The following is a 14,480-nucleotide window of genomic DNA, read 5'->3' on the forward strand; positions in this document are numbered from 1 at the left end:
ACCAAAAATTGCAGGATTACATCGAGGCGGCGGCCCACCTCGTATCGGCTGCTCGATGAAACTCAGTTGTCCAAGCCATGACGCGCCAACAGCTCGGCCAGCGGCACGGTATCGCTCTCGCCCTGACGAAGCTCTTCCAGGCGTTTTTCGGAAAGATAGACATCCTCGAGGTCGTCGAGATGCGCGAGGATGGCTTGCCGCGCATAGAAGCTCTTGCTGCGGCCGGTACGCCTCGAAAGCTCAATCAGCCGCGCTTCGATATCAGGGGGCAACTGCAAGACCAGCATGATTTTTCTCCCGTCTGCTGTACAAGTATAGCAGACGATTATTCAGAGGGATATTTGAATACATTCGTTGACTAAGACTTTTCTCTATTACGTTCTTATTACATCTGTCGCATTGGCCATAAACGTCAAGAGCGTGGTCGCGGCTGAAGACAGCGGTAGTATTGCTTTCAACCAGATGCTTAAATGTCTAAAGCTGCCTGCGGACGCGCCGAGTGCTTATAGCTTCCTGATTGTAGCGGTCATCAAGGATGGATCTGCCGACTTTTTATCCATCAACTTCCGAACACCGCCATCCGAATGGGAAAAAACGGCAGCCCCGTTGATCGCTGATGCGATCACGCAGTGCGAGCCTTATGGCTCAATCTCGGGCAGGATGGAATTTGCTGTTACCCGCGAGCTTGTCGAAGCAGGATCAAAAAACTAAGCATGCGGAGATAGGGCGTTTTGCTCATCAGCGTTGATTCCCCCGTTTCCCCATCACCGCCGTGCCCAAACGCTGAATCGCCTGGCGCAGCTTGTCGTTCTCTATCCCCTCCATCATGCCTTCGAGCTTGCGGGCGGCTTCGCCCTTCAGCGGCGGCGGGGTGCGGGAGCGGCGGGTGGCTTGTGAGACCGGCTTCTGGACGATGCGGATCTGGTGGACGGCGGCAAAGCCGAAGAAGCTGTTGATGCGCTGGATGAGTTCTCCCTGGGCATGGGTGAGGAACAGCGCGCGCGCGCCTTCGCAGGCAATCGTCAGTACGCCGGGGCGGAAGCCGCCGGTCTCATTGCCGCCGCGGGCCCAGGCGATCTTTTCCGGCCGGGTACAATCGGCGAAATCCTCGCCGGCAATTTCGCTCCACGAGCCGAGCAGCGCCGTGTTGATGCCGGCGCGCCGGGCAAGCACGGGATCGATCAGCCCGTTCGTCAGCTCGGAGATCTGCTTTGCACCTTTGCGTGGATAACTCATCGAAACCCTTCAGCGACGCCGCCAATTCGCACAGGCGACTTGATCGCACGGCATTGCTTCGCCAAGTATAGGCACTTCCCCCCATCGCGGCAAATCATGACGATCACCACACTCGACACGCCCTTAGCAAAGCCCCTGCTCGACTGGTACGATCGCCACCACCGCGACCTGCCCTGGCGCGTTTCACCCGGCATGGCGGCCCGCGGCGTCAAGGCCGATCCCTATCGCGTCTGGCTGTCCGAGGTGATGCTGCAGCAGACGACGGTGCAGGCGGTCAAACCCTATTTCGAGCGGTTTCTCCAGCGCTGGCCCGAGGTGACCGATCTTGCCGCGGCCGAAAACGACGCGGTGATGGCCGCCTGGGCGGGGCTTGGCTATTACGCGCGGGCCCGCAACCTGAAGAAATGCGCCGAAGCGGTGGCGAAAGAGCATGGCGGCATCTTTCCCGATACCGAAGAGGGTCTCAAGTCGCTCCCCGGCATCGGCGACTATACGGCCGCCGCCGTCGCGGCCATCGCCTTCAACCGCCAGGCGGCAGTCATGGACGGCAATGTCGAGCGGGTGATCTCCAGGCTCTATGCGATCGACACGCCGCTTCCGGCCGCAAAGCCGGCGATGAAGGAGAAGGTGGCGCTGTTGACGCCCGCCGATCGGCCCGGCGATTTCGCCCAGGCGATGATGGATCTCGGCGCGACGATCTGCACGCCGAAGCGGCCGGCCTGTTCGCTCTGTCCGTTCCGCGGTGCCTGCGCGGCGCTGAAGCTTTCCGATCCGGAGCTCTTTCCGGTCAAGGCGGCGAAGAAAGAGAAGCCGGTCAGATATGGCGCGGCCTTCATCGCGGTAACAGGTGACGGCGAGATCCTGCTCAGACGGCGCATCGACAGCGGCCTGCTCGGCGGCATGACGGAGGTGCCGACGACGGCGTGGACGGCGCGCATCGACGGCGAAACCTCAGCTGCCGCCGCGCCCTTCGAAGCGGCATGGCAGGCCGCTGGCACCGTCATCCATGTCTTCACCCATTTCGAGCTCAGGCTTTCGATCTGGCGTGCGGCCATCGCTGCCAAGGTTGCCATGGATGACGGCACGAATGACGGATGGTGGGAGCCGGTTACAAATCTTGAAGCCCAGGCCTTACCAACCATCATGAAAAAAGCGATCGCAGCGGCTATTCCTCTCGCGTTTAAAACATCCAAGGGATGACCATGACCACCGACATAAGACATATCGTTTTCGACATCGGCAAAGTCCTTATTCATTACGATCCGCATCTTCCTTTCAGTCGCCTCATCCCTGACGAGACCGAGCGCCACTGGTTCTTCGCCAATATCTGCACCCATGACTGGAACATCGAGCAGGACCGCGGCCGCACCTGGGCGGAGGCCGAAGCGCTGCTGATAAAACAGCACCCTGCCTGCGAGGAGCATATCCGCGCCTTCCGCAAATATTGGCACGAGATGGTGCCACACGCCTATGACGACAGCGTCGCGATCATGGAAGGGCTGATTGCCGAAGGGCGCGACGTGACGATGCTGACCAACTTCGCCTCCGACACGTTCCGCGAGGCGCAGGCGCGCTTCCCCTTCCTGACCAAACCGCGCGGCGTCACGGTTTCCGGCGATGTCGGCCTGATCAAGCCCGATATCGCGATCTACGAGACGCATACGAAAAGCTTCGGCCTCGATCCGGCAGCGACGATCTTCATCGACGACGCGCCTGTTAATGTCGAAGGCGCCAAGGCCTTCGGCTGGAATGCAGTGCTGTTTTCGGGTGCGGAAAAGCTGCGCAGCGATCTCGCCGGCTATGGGGTGAAGGTCTGACATCCATGGCTTTCGATCCCGCAGAAGAAATCGAACGTTTTCACGCCGCGATCAACGCTCTCGATTTTCCGGCGATCGAGAATTATTTCGCCGAGGATGCGACCTATGTCTCGAACGGCGTCGGCGATCTCACCGGCCGAGCTGAGATCATGGCGGCCTTCCGGCGTTATTTCGACGACTATCCCGATCAGACGGCGGAAAATTCGCTGGTGGAAACATTGACGGCCCAATCCGGCCGGTCGGTCTGGTCGGTGCGCGCCACCCACAGCAAGACGGGCAAGCCGCTGATCCGCGAGGGTGAGGAGACGATCACCTTCAACGCGGAAGGCCGCGTCACAAGGGTCGAGGTCACCGATTATCGCGACTTCTGAAATGGTATTCTTGAATAGAAGACGCCCGGAGCTCAAACTCCGGGCGTCTTAGCCTTCTTCCGCAACTGGAGGAAACCGGAAGAAGGTATCTCGATCTCGCGAAGGCGGTGCTCACTCCGCCTTTGCCAGATCACTGCGGATGACGGACCTGAGATCGTCGATCGGGCGCAGGGACTGCCCGTCTTCGAAATGCCAGAAGGTCCATCCGTTGCATGCATCGAGCCCCTGCACCTTGGCGCCGAGACGATGAATGGAGCCGGCCTCGCCACCGGATGCTACCGTGCCGTCGGCGCGGACAATCGCGCTATAGCGGCGCTTGGCGTCGGTAAGCACCTGGCCGGGATTGATCAGGCCGCTTTCAACAAGCACGTTGAAGGCGACACGCACTTCGGCCTTCTTGCCGGTCATGACGGTCAGTTCCGCCTTGCCGAGCGGCTCAACGGCGGCGATGCGGGCCGAGGCCGCATCGATATAATCCTGCTCACGCTCGATGCCGACGAAGTGACGGCCGAGACGCTTGGCGACCGCACCCGTCGTTCCCGAGCCGAAGAAGGGATCGAGCACGATATCGCCGGGCTTGGTCGAGGCCATGATAACACGGGCAAGCAGCGCTTCCGGCTTCTGCGTTGGATGCGCCTTCTTGCCGTCCTCGCCCTTCAGCCGCTCGCTGCCGTTGCAGATCGGGAAGAGCCAGTCGGAGCGCATCTGCACGTCGTCATTGGCGGCCTTCAGCGCATCGTAATTGAAAGTATAGCCCTTGGCCTTGGCGCTGGGGCTTGCCCAGATCATCGTCTCATGGGCGTTCTGGAAACGGCGGCCCTTGAAATTCGGCATGGGGTTGGTCTTGCGCCAGATGATGTCGTTGAGGATCCAGAAATTCAGATCCTGCAGCGTGGCGCCGACACGGAAGATATTGTGGTAGGAGCCGATCACCCAGATCGAGCCTGTCGGCTTCAGCACGCGGCGGCAAGCCAGCAGCCAGGCGCGAGTAAAAGCGTCATAGGCCTCGAAGGAGGCGAACTGATCCCATTCGTCATCGACCGCATCGACCAGCGACTGATCGGGACGATGCAGCGTTCCGCCGAGTTGGAGATTATACGGCGGATCGGCAAAGATGATGTCGACGGAGTGGCTGGGCAAAGCTTCAAGGGCGCTGACGCAATCGCCCTTGATGATCGTGTCGACCCAAGAAGCCGGCCAAGAATCCGACCGGGATCCCTGCCGGGAATCCGACTTGACGGAAGCCTTGAGGTCGGCAAGCGGAAAAACTGATGCCATTTAAATACTCACTCATACGCTCTACGCTTAACTGTCCGTTATGGTTACGCAACTTAGTTACCAAAGCCTGAAGCGGTGGCCGATTTCGGGAATTTATTCGGGCGGCCAGCGAGTGAGCGGCAGACTTTGCAGCCGCCACGCGTCACGCCGCATCGTGAATCTTGCGGCTGTCGGCCGGCGCCTCATCGCGTTCGAACATGCCGTAATCGCGGACGACACTGGCGATGCGCAGGCGATAATCGGCGAAGATGCCGCCGCGGCCGGCCTGCTGGGCTGCCCGGTGAGACTCGAGATTTCGCCACTCCTTGACCGCCGCCTCGTCGCGGAAGAAGGAGAGCGACAGCAGCTTGCCGCGGGTCGTCAGGCTCTCGAAACGCTCGATCGAGATGAAGCCGTCGATCTTTTCGAGTTCGCCGCGCAACTCGCCGGCGAGATCCAGATATTTGTGGCGTTCGCCCATATAGGGCACGACTTCGAAGATGACGGCGATCATGGCAGCACCAGCTTGGCGTGAGGGGCGGAGACATTCTTCAGAAAGATGCGATCCTCTTTGAGGATGAAGCCTTCGCGTTTGGCAAAATCATAATTCTCGCGGCCGAGCGGGTCGGCAGCCAGCCTAGCGCGATAGGCTTCGTAGGCGGCGAGGCTCTCGATATTATAGACGCCGTAAGCGGTCGTTGCCGATCCCTCGTGCGGGCCGTAATAGCCGATCAGGTCGGCGCCATTCTTCGGAATCGCCTGGCCCCAGTTGCGGGCATATTCGGCAAACGCCTCCTTCTTGAAGGGGTCGATCTCGTAACGGATGAAGCAGGTGATCATATCGTTTCTCCTTTGGCTGCCCACCCGTTTTCGCACATTGCCTGACGGCGATGCTTCGGTTACGATCAAAGTATGAAGGAAGGCCCAGACATTGCGCAGATCGGCGCGCTCATCGGCGATCCGGCGCGTGCCAACATGCTGGCGGCGCTCACCGGCGGCCGGGCGCTGACGGCGACCGAGCTTGCCGGCGTCGGCGGCATCACCGTGCAGACGGCGAGCACGCATCTCGCCAAGCTCGAAGCCGGCGGGCTGCTAACCCAGCGCAAGCAGGGGCGCCACCGCTATTTCACGCTGGCCGACGAGGCCGTCGCCCGGCTGATCGAAAGCATGATGGGCTTTGCCGCCGGACGCGGACATCTGCGCCACCAGCCGGGGCCGAAGGAGCCGGCGCTGCGCAAGGCGCGCATCTGCTACGATCATCTTGCCGGCGATTACGGCGTGCGCATGCTCGACAGCCTGATTGCATCAGGTTCGATCGACGCGGTCGGCGATGGCCTGGCGCTGACGGAAAAGGGCGAAAGCGATCTCCAATGCATCGGCATCGATGTTAGCGACCTCAGATCGTCGCGCCGGCCGCTCTGCCGCTCCTGCCTCGACTGGAGCGAAAGACGCGCCCACCTCGCCGGCAGCCTCGGCAAGGCCCTGCTTTCAAGCTTCCTCGACAAAGGCTGGGCGCGGCGCACGGCGGAAAGCCGCTCGATCCTATTTTCGCCGGAGGGCGACCGGCAGTTTCTGAAGCTTTTTCCGGTCGATGCGTAGGTTATACGAATCTGCAAAAGCCTTTGAACGCAGTCGCAGCGCCACCTCCCTGTCCCCTCGCCGCCTCCCATTGCGCCACTGCCTCAGAACGCCAGCACCCCAGAGAGCCTCACCCTGAGGTGCCCCGCAGGGGGCCTCGAAGGGCTAGGCGGGCACGCCGGCGTCAGAGGATGCAAGAAGCAGCGCTGCGGCGTGTCCTTCGAGGCTCCGGCCTTGGCCTGCGCACCTCAGGATGAGGGGCGTTGGAATATGCCGCCCGCCGCGACCTGCCGCATAACAGCTCGCCAGCCATACCTTTTCACAAATAAGGCATAACCGAAGCATAGCGTAACCCCGGGCGCCGCATCAAAGGAGGCGCTCCGCGGGGTTCGGTCCTAACCGGGCACATCTTCTATTAGCAGGCGGTGGCAGAATCCGGCTTGTTTGTCGTCGTGCCGGAGGGCGCCGAATTGCCGGGCTGGCCTGCCTGCTGGCGTTGGCAATCATCGGGGTCGCCGCCGGAGTTATTGGCGCCGTTTATCCCTCCTGCGCCGCCGCCGTCTGTCGAATTTGCGCCCGAACCGCCCGAGCCCGAATTGCCGGAACCGGTGCCACCGGCTCCAGAATCGGAACCGCTGCCGGAGCTCGAGGAGCCGCTGCCGGACCCGGAACCGCCGCTGCCGCCGCCGGATTGTGCGATGGCGGCAGTTGCCAGGCCAGCTGAAAGCGCTGTTACTGCGAGTAGTCTCAGAAGCATTGGAAACTCCTTCTTGCTTCACCGGGGATGGTGAGCGAACCGGAATTACCTGGATTTGTTCCGATAAAATGTTGCCCGCTCACGCCGCTTGCACGCGTGGCGTTCCAGCTTCCCGAGCCTCAGGCACCTGCCCTCTTTTCATCTTCCTGCCGCACATGCGCCCGCAGTGCAGCCAGCGTCAGCGCCAGCGCCGCGTGATTGCTCTCGGCTTCACCGAGGATGCTTTCGTCCTCTCTGACCTCGCGCAGCTGCGCGCCGTAAAGCGAGTCATCTGCTGTCTGACGACCGCGGGCGAGGTGCCAAACCGCATCCGGCCGGACTTCCTTGCACAGGTCGATGGCGTGATTGACGTCGTGGGTAAACGGCCGCGCCATCAGGAAGCCGTGCTCTGACTTGATACTGCTCGGCATGTAGTCGTGAGGACCGTCGAAATCGTTGGGCTCGGCTGGCCGGAGTTGCTTCAACAGAAAGGCACAGGTGATGAAGGCGTCGATCCGGCTGTCGGGCATGTCAGTCTTTTCCAGGGTTTCGATGATGTCCTCGATCGTCATGCAGTCTTCCTCTTCATCCATTCTTTGGCATGCCGCTTCTCTTCCCAATAGCGGCGGTGGCGTTCTCCTCCCGATCGCCATCTAGTGCATGAGATTGCCAAAGGTAGGCCTGGGGCCGAGGTTAGTCTGCATGAGGCGGATTTGATGGATGTCGCGCCATCCTCAACGGGGGCGCATCTCTGCCGTCTCGGTAACAGGCTCACCTGCTGCCGAACCATGTTCTCTCGGTGCCCGCAAGCTATCGACGGCTTACCTCTGGCAACCTTTCTTCCTCATCTTCCTTTCGATTTTGGCTCTCTTGTCGGTGCCATCCCCAGCATGCTTTCCGCCGGTCAGGGCATTATCCTTCATCGCCTGCAGCTGCGCACAGCTTCGGTGCTTGCCCTTGGCGATGACGTCGGTGGATGTGAAGGCAAACAGCAGCACTACGGCTGCCGCCGGTCGGACGAAAGCTGGAAGCCTCATGGTCCCTCTCCCATTGCAAATGGATGGTACGCCGAGGCCCTTGAAGCCGCAATGAGCGCGGTCCATCCCGATGGTAACGGACGCCGGGATGGAGGTTTTCCAACCCGCCGGCCGGCTCATGAAACCCTCCCAGAACGCTCGAACGTCAACCATGACGGCGAGGTCGGACCAAGGTCCGAGGCCCATCCGACTGAGTGCCTAAGGCAGGAACAGTGGTGTGAGAGCGAAGTTTGTCAGGCAGCTATCCATCCATTCAGGATGCGACGGCAAGTTAGAAACAAACGGAGGAATACACCATGATGAAGGCAACACATCTGGCCTTGGCGGCCGCCCTTTTGGCTGGCACGGCTGTTTCCGGCTTCGCTCAATCGTCTAGTACCGTCGGTACCGGCGGTTCGTCGGCCGGCGGCGGAACTGCGAGCAGCACGGTCGGTACTGGTGGCAGCTCTGCCGGGGGCACCTGCCCTGCCGGCGCAACCAACTGTAATTCCGGCTCATCCTCGACGCTGGGCACCGGCGGCTCATCGGCCGGCGGCGGCACTTCGAGCAGCACGGTCGGGACCGGCGGCTCTGCTGCGGGTTCTGGCTCCGGCTCGGGGTCTGCTTCGACGCTCGGCACCGGCGGTTCGTCGGCCGGCGGCGGCACCTCCAGCAGCTCGGTCGGCACCGGCGGCTCCGCCGCAGGCTCGGGCGACGCAAACTCGGCCTCGAGCGTCGGGACTGGTGCTTCGTCGGCGGACGGAGACAAGACCGGCAGCACAGTCGGCACCGGCGGCAGCGCCGCAGGAAGCTCTGACAACAAGGGCAAGAAGGGCTGTGCACCCGGACAGGTCAAGAAGGACGCCGCCGGCACCAAAGGCTGCTGACGATGTCGGCCGGCGCCTCCATGGCGTCGGCCAAGCCCTCGGAGATAAAGCAATGGCACAGTTTTCCACAATCGCATTCAGCACGTCGCTCGCGCTGATCGCCGGGCAGACACTGTCCGAGGAGATCAAGCTCGACGATGGAACGACATGCACCGTCGTCCAGTCTCAGTCGTCGCAGGGGGACATGTCCACCACCGTGACGGCCGGCAACGGACAAGTGTCGTCATCGACCACGACCGGCGGCGGATCGGCCAGCTCCTCTTCGTCATCCTCCTCCGCCGGCTCCTCGGCCGGATCAGGAAGCGTCGACAGTTTTTCGACGGCAAGCATCACCCGACCTGACGGCACCGTGATCACCAAACGGTCCGACGGAACCTGCTCGGTCATGAAACCCAAGAAGTAGGAGATGGCAATGAAACCTATCAACCTTATCGCGGCCGCCTCGATCGCGCTGCTCGCATCGAGTTCGGCCGTCCTTGCAGAGGAGTGCAATGCCGCCGGAACGGTCGGAACAGGCGGAAGCGCTTCGGCCGGAGGCACATCGGCAAGCTCGGCCGGAACGGCGGGCACCTGCCGGACCGACGACGGCACGACCTCTTCGATCGGATCGGGGGGAAGTGCAGCCGCCACCGATGGAAAGGCGCAAAGCAAGACCCACGTCAACGACAACGGTGACAAGCTGAAGGCGCAGACGAAAGCCCAGGCAGTCGACAAGGGGACGTTCAGCAAGTCTCGCACAAAAACCAGCACCGACGGCAGCACGCTGGATAGCACGACCCGCACTATGTCGCATGTCCCTGGCGAGAAGCCGGTGAAGAACACCACAAATCAGAAGATCATCCTGCCGGAGCAATAGTTTGATGGGGCTCGCCCTTGGCACAAGGGAGAGCCCCACCCTTGTCGCATTTTCCGGCGCTCGAGGTGCCCGCGCGCCGGTCATCCGCTCGGCGCACATAGCAGCTCAACCTTTCATCGAAATTGAAATATCTGCTGCAACCTGTTGTTTTCGCGCCGTTAAGCGGCATGGCGCTAAGAAAATAATTAAGCATGTTCGGCTACTCTCACCTTCTGAATTAACGAGAGAGCCCTGTCATGGCATCGATCCAGCATAAGATCATCATTGCGAGCATCGCGATTTTCGCCCTGGCAGGTGGCGCCACGGGTGTCGGCATCTGGTCCGCGTCAATCCTCTCCGAAAACAACGCCGAGGTTGCCCGGACGGCGCATATTCTGCGCAACCACATGCAGGCCGACATGATGCATGACGCGCTGCGCTCGGATGCGCTCGCATCATTGCTGGCGTCCAATCCGGCAGCAGGCATCGATGTCGACACGGTGAAGGCGGATCTGGCGGAGCATGAGGCGTCGTTCCGCGAGATGCTTGATGCCAACAAGGCTCTTGCCGCCGACGACAAGACGAAAACGATCCTTGCCAGCGTCGAACCTCCCCTGCTTGCCTATATCGCAAGCGCCACTCAGATCGTCGAACTTGCCGGTAAGGACCCTACGGCAGCTATGAAGGCATTGCCTGACTTCATGGCGCAGTTCTCGACGCTGGAAGCGGCGATGGAACAGGCCGGCGATCAGATCACGGCTGCATCCGAGGAAATTTCCAATCGCAGCTCTGATATAAATGCGTCGGTCGATATTGTCCTGGAAGCCCTTTTGGCTTCGGCCGCGCTCTTCGCCTTTGGTCTCTATTTCCTCATCCGCAAGACCGTCACCAAGCCGATCCTTTCGCTTTCCGACGATATGCAAAGGCTTGCCGGCGGCGACACGGCGATTGCCTGCACCGGGATCGGCCGCACCGATGAAATCGGGACGATGGCGTCGGCCGTCGAAGTTTTCCGCCAAGCGGCGATTGCCAACAAGCAACTCGAAAAAGATGCCGAGGCCGCCCGATTGCAGGGTGAAACCGAGCGGGTCACGGCGCGAAAGCAGGCCGACGAAGATGCAGCCGAACGGCTGCGGGCAGCGACATCAGGTCTCGCCGCAGGCCTGAAGAGGCTTGCATCCGGCGATCTCGCCTTCCAGATCGACGAGCCCTTCGCCCCAGACTTTGAGAACCTCCGGCATGATTTCAACATGTCGATCCGGCAGCTCGATCAGACGCTCGGCGCAATTGCGGCCGCCATTGCCGCGATCGACGAAGGCACGCGGGAAATCGCATCCGGGGCCGGCGACCTGTCGAAAAGGACCGAACAGCAGGCGGCCTCTCTCGAAGAAACCGCCGCAGCGCTCGATCAGATCACCGCCAATGTCTCGAATTCGAGCAAGCGGACCGACGAGGCGCGCACTGAAGCGACCGATGCAAACCGCAATGCCGCCAAGTCTTCCGAGGTCGTCTCGCATGCCGAAGAGGCCATGCGCCGCATCGAGGCCTCGTCGCAGCAGATTTCCAGCATTATCGGCGTGATCGACGAGATCGCCTTCCAGACCAATCTGCTGGCGCTGAACGCCGGCGTCGAAGCGGCGCGGGCCGGCGACGCGGGCAAGGGTTTCGCCGTCGTCGCCCAGGAAGTCCGCGAACTCGCCCAGCGGTCGGCTCAGGCGGCCAAGGAAATCAAGGGCCACATTCAGAAATCCTCGGTGGAAGTGGAAAGCGGCGTCAAGCTGGTTCTCGACACCAGTCAGGTTCTGAAGGCGATCAGCGAACAGATTGCCCGCATCAACCAGCACATGGATGCAATCGCCGTGTCGGCAAGAGAGCAGTCGACCGGCCTTGCCGAAGTCAATACTGCGGTCAATTCCATGGATCAGGTGACCCAGCAGAACGCGGCAATGGTGGAGCAATCGACAGCGGCATCCGGTCATCTCGCCGAGGAAGCTGCCAGGCTGCGTGAACTTGTTTCCCGGTTCAGGCTTCAGGCGACAGCTTCGCCATCTGCAGCTGGACGCAGGGGTGGGCAGCTGGCGGCCTGACGGCTGCTATCTGCTCACCAGTCTTCATTCCCAAGTCAAGCCGACACGACCGATCCGGCGGCGACGCCGGAGCCGGTCGCTTGCCGCATCGCAGCCATGCTTGAGATCAGGTTGAGCTTTGGCCGGGCATCGTGTAAAGCCGCAGCATTCCCGGACAAGACCCAGACTTTCAGCAAGGCGTGAACATATGGACGGCTTCGACCTCATCATCTTCGACTGCGACGGCGTTCTCGTCGATTCGGAAATCATCGCGGCTGAGGTCGAATCCGGACTTCTGACCGAAGCCGGATATCCGATCAGCGCCGAGGAAATGGGCGAGCGCTTCGCCGGCATGACATGGCGCAACATCCTGCTGCAGATCGAGCGCGAGGCGAGCATCCCGTTTTCGGCCTCCCTGCTCGACAAGTCGGAGCATCTGCTCGACCTCAGATTGGCGCAGGACGTCCAAGCCATTCCCGGCGTCGAATTCGCTGTCTCCAGGCTGCCGATCAAGCGGTGCATCTGCTCGAATTCGAGCACCAAGCGGCTCGACATGATGCTGACCAAGGTGGGCCTCAAGCCGCTATTTGCGCCGAACATCTTTTCTGCCAAGGATCTTGGCCCCGACCGCGTCAAGCCGAAGCCCGACATCTTCCTGCACGGCGCAAGCCAGATGGGCGTTTCGCCTGACAAGGTTGTTGTGGTCGAGGATTCCGTTCACGGCGTGCATGCGGCCCGCGCCGCCGGCATGCGCGTCATCGGCTTTACCGGCGCCTCGCACAGCTATCCCGCCCATGCCGACAAATTGACGGATGCCGGCGCCGAAACGGCAATCTCCCGCATGAACGACCTGCCGGGCGTCGTCGCCGCACTGGCGGCATGGGACAACGTTCTCTGAGGTGCTTCGAGCCCGCGATCCGCGGGCTATGCAGAGAGCATTCCGGTTTCTCCGAGTCACTGACGTAAGCGTTTGCGCTGGTGGCAACTGCCGCCAGACTTCGAGCTGCTACGCCAACGGCACGTGTCGATCGGATTCCGTGCGATCGATTTCGCGCGATTGAGATAATTGCTATTATATTGGCAATTATGTTCGATATCTGATATAAGCGCTATTATGTTCACATTTAATATGACCTCTCCCGCTGAGGTGATCGGCGGCCTGTCGGAACGGATGAAGCGTCGGCGTATTGATGTCGGCCTCACGCAGAGGGAGCTAGCCATAAGGGCCGGCGTCTCCTACGGATCGCTAAGACTGTTCGAGGAGACGGGAAAGATTTCGCTCGAAGCTCTTGTGAAGATTGCCTTTGTTCTGGAAGCCGAAGCTGAGTTCGAGCACTTGTTTCCGCCTCGCCCGCCCAAGACAATTGACGATGTCATTGGCCGTCCTGTCAGGCAGAGGGTGCGCAAGAGATGACATTCAAGCCGATCCGAAAAATGAGCGTCGTTCTCGATCTCGTGGGGAGCGAGAGAAATTTGGGAACGCTTGCCTGGAGCAGCGACGAACGCCGGGCCTATTTTGAATATTCGGCGGAATTCCTCGCTGCGCCTTTGCCGGTGTCCCCCTTCAATTTAAAAGAAAATCCGGGCCTGATCGCGGCGCCGCGCGATCCGTTCGACGGACTCCACGGTTTGTTTAACGACAGTCTACCCGACGGATGGGGCCGCCTCCTGCTCGATCGCCGTCTTCAAAAGGCTGGTATCGACTATCACCTGCTCACCCCGCTGGATCGCCTTTCCGCGGTTGGAAAGACGGGAATGGGTGCGCTTTCATATATCCCCGAGCTAGCCGACGACGAAAGGAAACCGGCCGACGATATCGATTGGGATTGGTTCGTCGAGCAGGTCGACCTCGTCCACGCCGAGATGGACATTGCCGACATCGACACTCTGCAAGGCGCGCAGGGCGGCTCTGCGGGGGCACGTCCAAAAATCATGATAGGATTTAACAAGGCCCAAAATAAATTCGCTCTGGACTACGGCCAGGACATGGAGCCCGGTTTTGATCGATGGATGGTAAAGGCGCGCGGTGTTGGCGACCCCGTCGATATCGGGGTCGAGGAGCAGGCCTATGCTTTGATGGCACGCGCCGCAGGGCTGGAGATGGCAGAGACGCGGATATTCGACACCAGGAAAGGGAGCCGTCTTTTCGCCACCAAGCGATTTGATCGGACACCGGCCGGCCGGCTGCACATGCACACTGCCAGCGGCATCTTGAACGCCAGCCATCGACAGGCGTCGCTGAATTACGGACAGCTCCATAAGCTGACACTCATGATGACACGTGACAGTTCCGAAGTTCTACGGATGTTTCGGCGCATGGTGTTCAACGTGTACGCCAGGAATCGAGACGACCACGCCAAGAACCACGCCTTCCTCATGAACGCTGACGGGCGATGGACCCTCTCTCCTGCTTATGACCTGACCTTCTCTTCGGGACCAGGAGGAGAACACAGCGTGGATATCGCAGGCGAAGGAAGAAACCCTGATATAAAGCACCTGCTGACAGTCTCCAGGCAAGCATCTATCTCTGATCAAGACGCGAGAGATGTCATCGATCAGGTTCGCACCGCTATCGAAGGCTGGCAACAATTCGCAGAAAAAGCTGGCCTATCCAAATACCGTACAACCGAGCTTGACCGAATTCTGAACTAGAAGGCCTGCTTCGTACGTTTCCTGGAATA

At 60.7% G+C, this 14,480-nt stretch carries 19 protein-coding genes; 11 read left to right on the forward strand and 8 right to left on the reverse strand.

Annotation, left to right across the window (positions count from 1 at the left end; all coding sequences use genetic code 11):
• Positions 1-62 precede the first annotated feature (62 nt).
• Positions 63-287 (reverse strand): type II toxin-antitoxin system RelB family antitoxin, encoded by a 225-nt coding sequence (relB, locus tag BS630_RS04880; RefSeq protein WP_077976493.1) that lies wholly within the window; start codon positions 285-287, stop codon positions 63-65.
• A 58-nt stretch (positions 288-345) separates the two neighbouring features.
• Between relB and BS630_RS04885 the strand changes: the two genes are divergently transcribed.
• Positions 346-711, forward strand: a complete 366-nt coding sequence (locus tag BS630_RS04885; protein ID WP_077976494.1) for a hypothetical protein — start codon at positions 346-348, stop codon at positions 709-711.
• A gap of 27 nt (positions 712-738) precedes the next feature.
• On the opposite strand, the gene BS630_RS04890 is transcribed toward BS630_RS04885, so the two are convergent.
• Complete coding sequence (locus BS630_RS04890) at positions 739-1,236, reverse strand: DUF721 domain-containing protein (RefSeq protein WP_077976495.1); 498 nt, start codon at positions 1,234-1,236, stop codon at positions 739-741.
• A gap of 96 nt (positions 1,237-1,332) precedes the next feature.
• Here BS630_RS04890 and mutY point away from each other — a divergent pair, with 96 nt between their 5' ends.
• The 3 genes from mutY to BS630_RS04905 are packed head-to-tail and all read left to right on the forward strand — an operon-like array spanning position 1,333 to position 3,424.
• On the forward strand, positions 1,333-2,436 hold the full coding sequence (gene mutY, locus BS630_RS04895; RefSeq protein WP_077976496.1) for an A/G-specific adenine glycosylase: 1,104 nt from the start codon (positions 1,333-1,335) through the stop codon (positions 2,434-2,436).
• A gap of 2 nt (positions 2,437-2,438) precedes the next feature.
• Positions 2,439-3,053: an HAD family hydrolase gene (locus BS630_RS04900; protein ID WP_077976690.1), complete on the forward strand. Its 615-nt coding sequence runs from the start codon at positions 2,439-2,441 to the stop codon at positions 3,051-3,053.
• A 5-nt stretch (positions 3,054-3,058) separates the two neighbouring features.
• Positions 3,059-3,424, forward strand: coding sequence for a nuclear transport factor 2 family protein (locus BS630_RS04905; protein WP_077976497.1), 366 nt, complete (start codon positions 3,059-3,061; stop codon positions 3,422-3,424).
• Between the two features lie 111 nt (positions 3,425-3,535).
• Here the strand turns inward: BS630_RS04905 and BS630_RS04910 are convergent, their stop codons facing one another.
• The 3 genes from BS630_RS04910 to BS630_RS04920 form a co-directional block, all read right to left on the reverse strand.
• Positions 3,536-4,702, reverse strand: coding sequence for a site-specific DNA-methyltransferase (locus BS630_RS04910; protein ID WP_077976498.1), 1,167 nt, complete (start codon positions 4,700-4,702; stop codon positions 3,536-3,538).
• Between the two features lie 142 nt (positions 4,703-4,844).
• Complete coding sequence (locus tag BS630_RS04915; protein ID WP_077976499.1) at positions 4,845-5,195, reverse strand: antibiotic biosynthesis monooxygenase family protein; 351 nt, start codon at positions 5,193-5,195, stop codon at positions 4,845-4,847.
• On the reverse strand, positions 5,192-5,521 hold the full coding sequence (locus BS630_RS04920; RefSeq protein ID WP_077976500.1) for an NIPSNAP family protein: 330 nt from the start codon (positions 5,519-5,521) through the stop codon (positions 5,192-5,194). The genes BS630_RS04915 and BS630_RS04920 overlap by 4 nt, the downstream gene beginning before the upstream one ends.
• A 72-nt stretch (positions 5,522-5,593) precedes the next feature.
• Here BS630_RS04920 and BS630_RS04925 point away from each other — a divergent pair, with 72 nt between their 5' ends.
• Complete coding sequence (locus tag BS630_RS04925; RefSeq protein ID WP_077976501.1) at positions 5,594-6,280, forward strand: ArsR/SmtB family transcription factor; 687 nt, start codon at positions 5,594-5,596, stop codon at positions 6,278-6,280.
• 394 nt (positions 6,281-6,674) lie between these two features.
• On the opposite strand, the gene BS630_RS04930 is transcribed toward BS630_RS04925, so the two are convergent.
• The 3 genes from BS630_RS04930 to BS630_RS04940 form a co-directional block, all read right to left on the reverse strand.
• Complete coding sequence (locus tag BS630_RS04930; protein ID WP_077976502.1) at positions 6,675-7,016, reverse strand: oxidoreductase; 342 nt, start codon at positions 7,014-7,016, stop codon at positions 6,675-6,677.
• Positions 7,017-7,135: 119 nt separating this feature from the next.
• The gene (locus BS630_RS04935; protein ID WP_231285142.1) at positions 7,136-7,567 is read right to left on the reverse strand and encodes a hypothetical protein; all 432 of its coding nucleotides are present in this window, start codon (positions 7,565-7,567) and stop codon (positions 7,136-7,138) included.
• A gap of 249 nt (positions 7,568-7,816) precedes the next feature.
• Positions 7,817-8,032 carry a hypothetical protein gene (locus BS630_RS04940; protein WP_025393503.1) on the reverse strand — a complete coding sequence of 72 codons (216 nt, stop codon included), beginning with the start codon at positions 8,030-8,032 and terminating at the stop codon, positions 7,817-7,819.
• Positions 8,033-8,328: 296 nt separating this feature from the next.
• Between BS630_RS04940 and BS630_RS37830 the strand changes: the two genes are divergently transcribed.
• From BS630_RS37830 to BS630_RS04975, 6 genes are all read left to right on the forward strand, one after another.
• The gene (locus BS630_RS37830; RefSeq protein WP_077976504.1) at positions 8,329-8,898 is read left to right on the forward strand and encodes a hypothetical protein; all 570 of its coding nucleotides are present in this window, start codon (positions 8,329-8,331) and stop codon (positions 8,896-8,898) included.
• 52 nt (positions 8,899-8,950) lie between these two features.
• Positions 8,951-9,301: a hypothetical protein gene (locus BS630_RS04950; RefSeq protein WP_077976505.1), complete on the forward strand. Its 351-nt coding sequence runs from the start codon at positions 8,951-8,953 to the stop codon at positions 9,299-9,301.
• Between the two features lie 9 nt (positions 9,302-9,310).
• Complete coding sequence (locus BS630_RS04955) at positions 9,311-9,754, forward strand: hypothetical protein (RefSeq protein ID WP_077976506.1); 444 nt, start codon at positions 9,311-9,313, stop codon at positions 9,752-9,754.
• A gap of 236 nt (positions 9,755-9,990) precedes the next feature.
• Positions 9,991-11,820, forward strand: coding sequence for a methyl-accepting chemotaxis protein (locus BS630_RS04960; RefSeq protein ID WP_077976507.1), 1,830 nt, complete (start codon positions 9,991-9,993; stop codon positions 11,818-11,820).
• Positions 11,821-12,007: 187 nt separating this feature from the next.
• Entirely contained in the window at positions 12,008-12,697 is a 690-nt protein-coding gene (locus tag BS630_RS04965; RefSeq protein ID WP_025393498.1) for an HAD family hydrolase, read from the forward strand.
• A 512-nt stretch (positions 12,698-13,209) separates the two neighbouring features.
• Entirely contained in the window at positions 13,210-14,451 is a 1,242-nt protein-coding gene (locus BS630_RS04975; RefSeq protein WP_077976508.1) for a type II toxin-antitoxin system HipA family toxin, read from the forward strand.
• The last annotated feature ends 29 nt before the right edge of the window (positions 14,452-14,480 follow it).

Source organism: Rhizobium laguerreae, from assembly GCF_002008165.1.
Taxonomy (GTDB): domain Bacteria; phylum Pseudomonadota; class Alphaproteobacteria; order Rhizobiales; family Rhizobiaceae; genus Rhizobium; species Rhizobium laguerreae.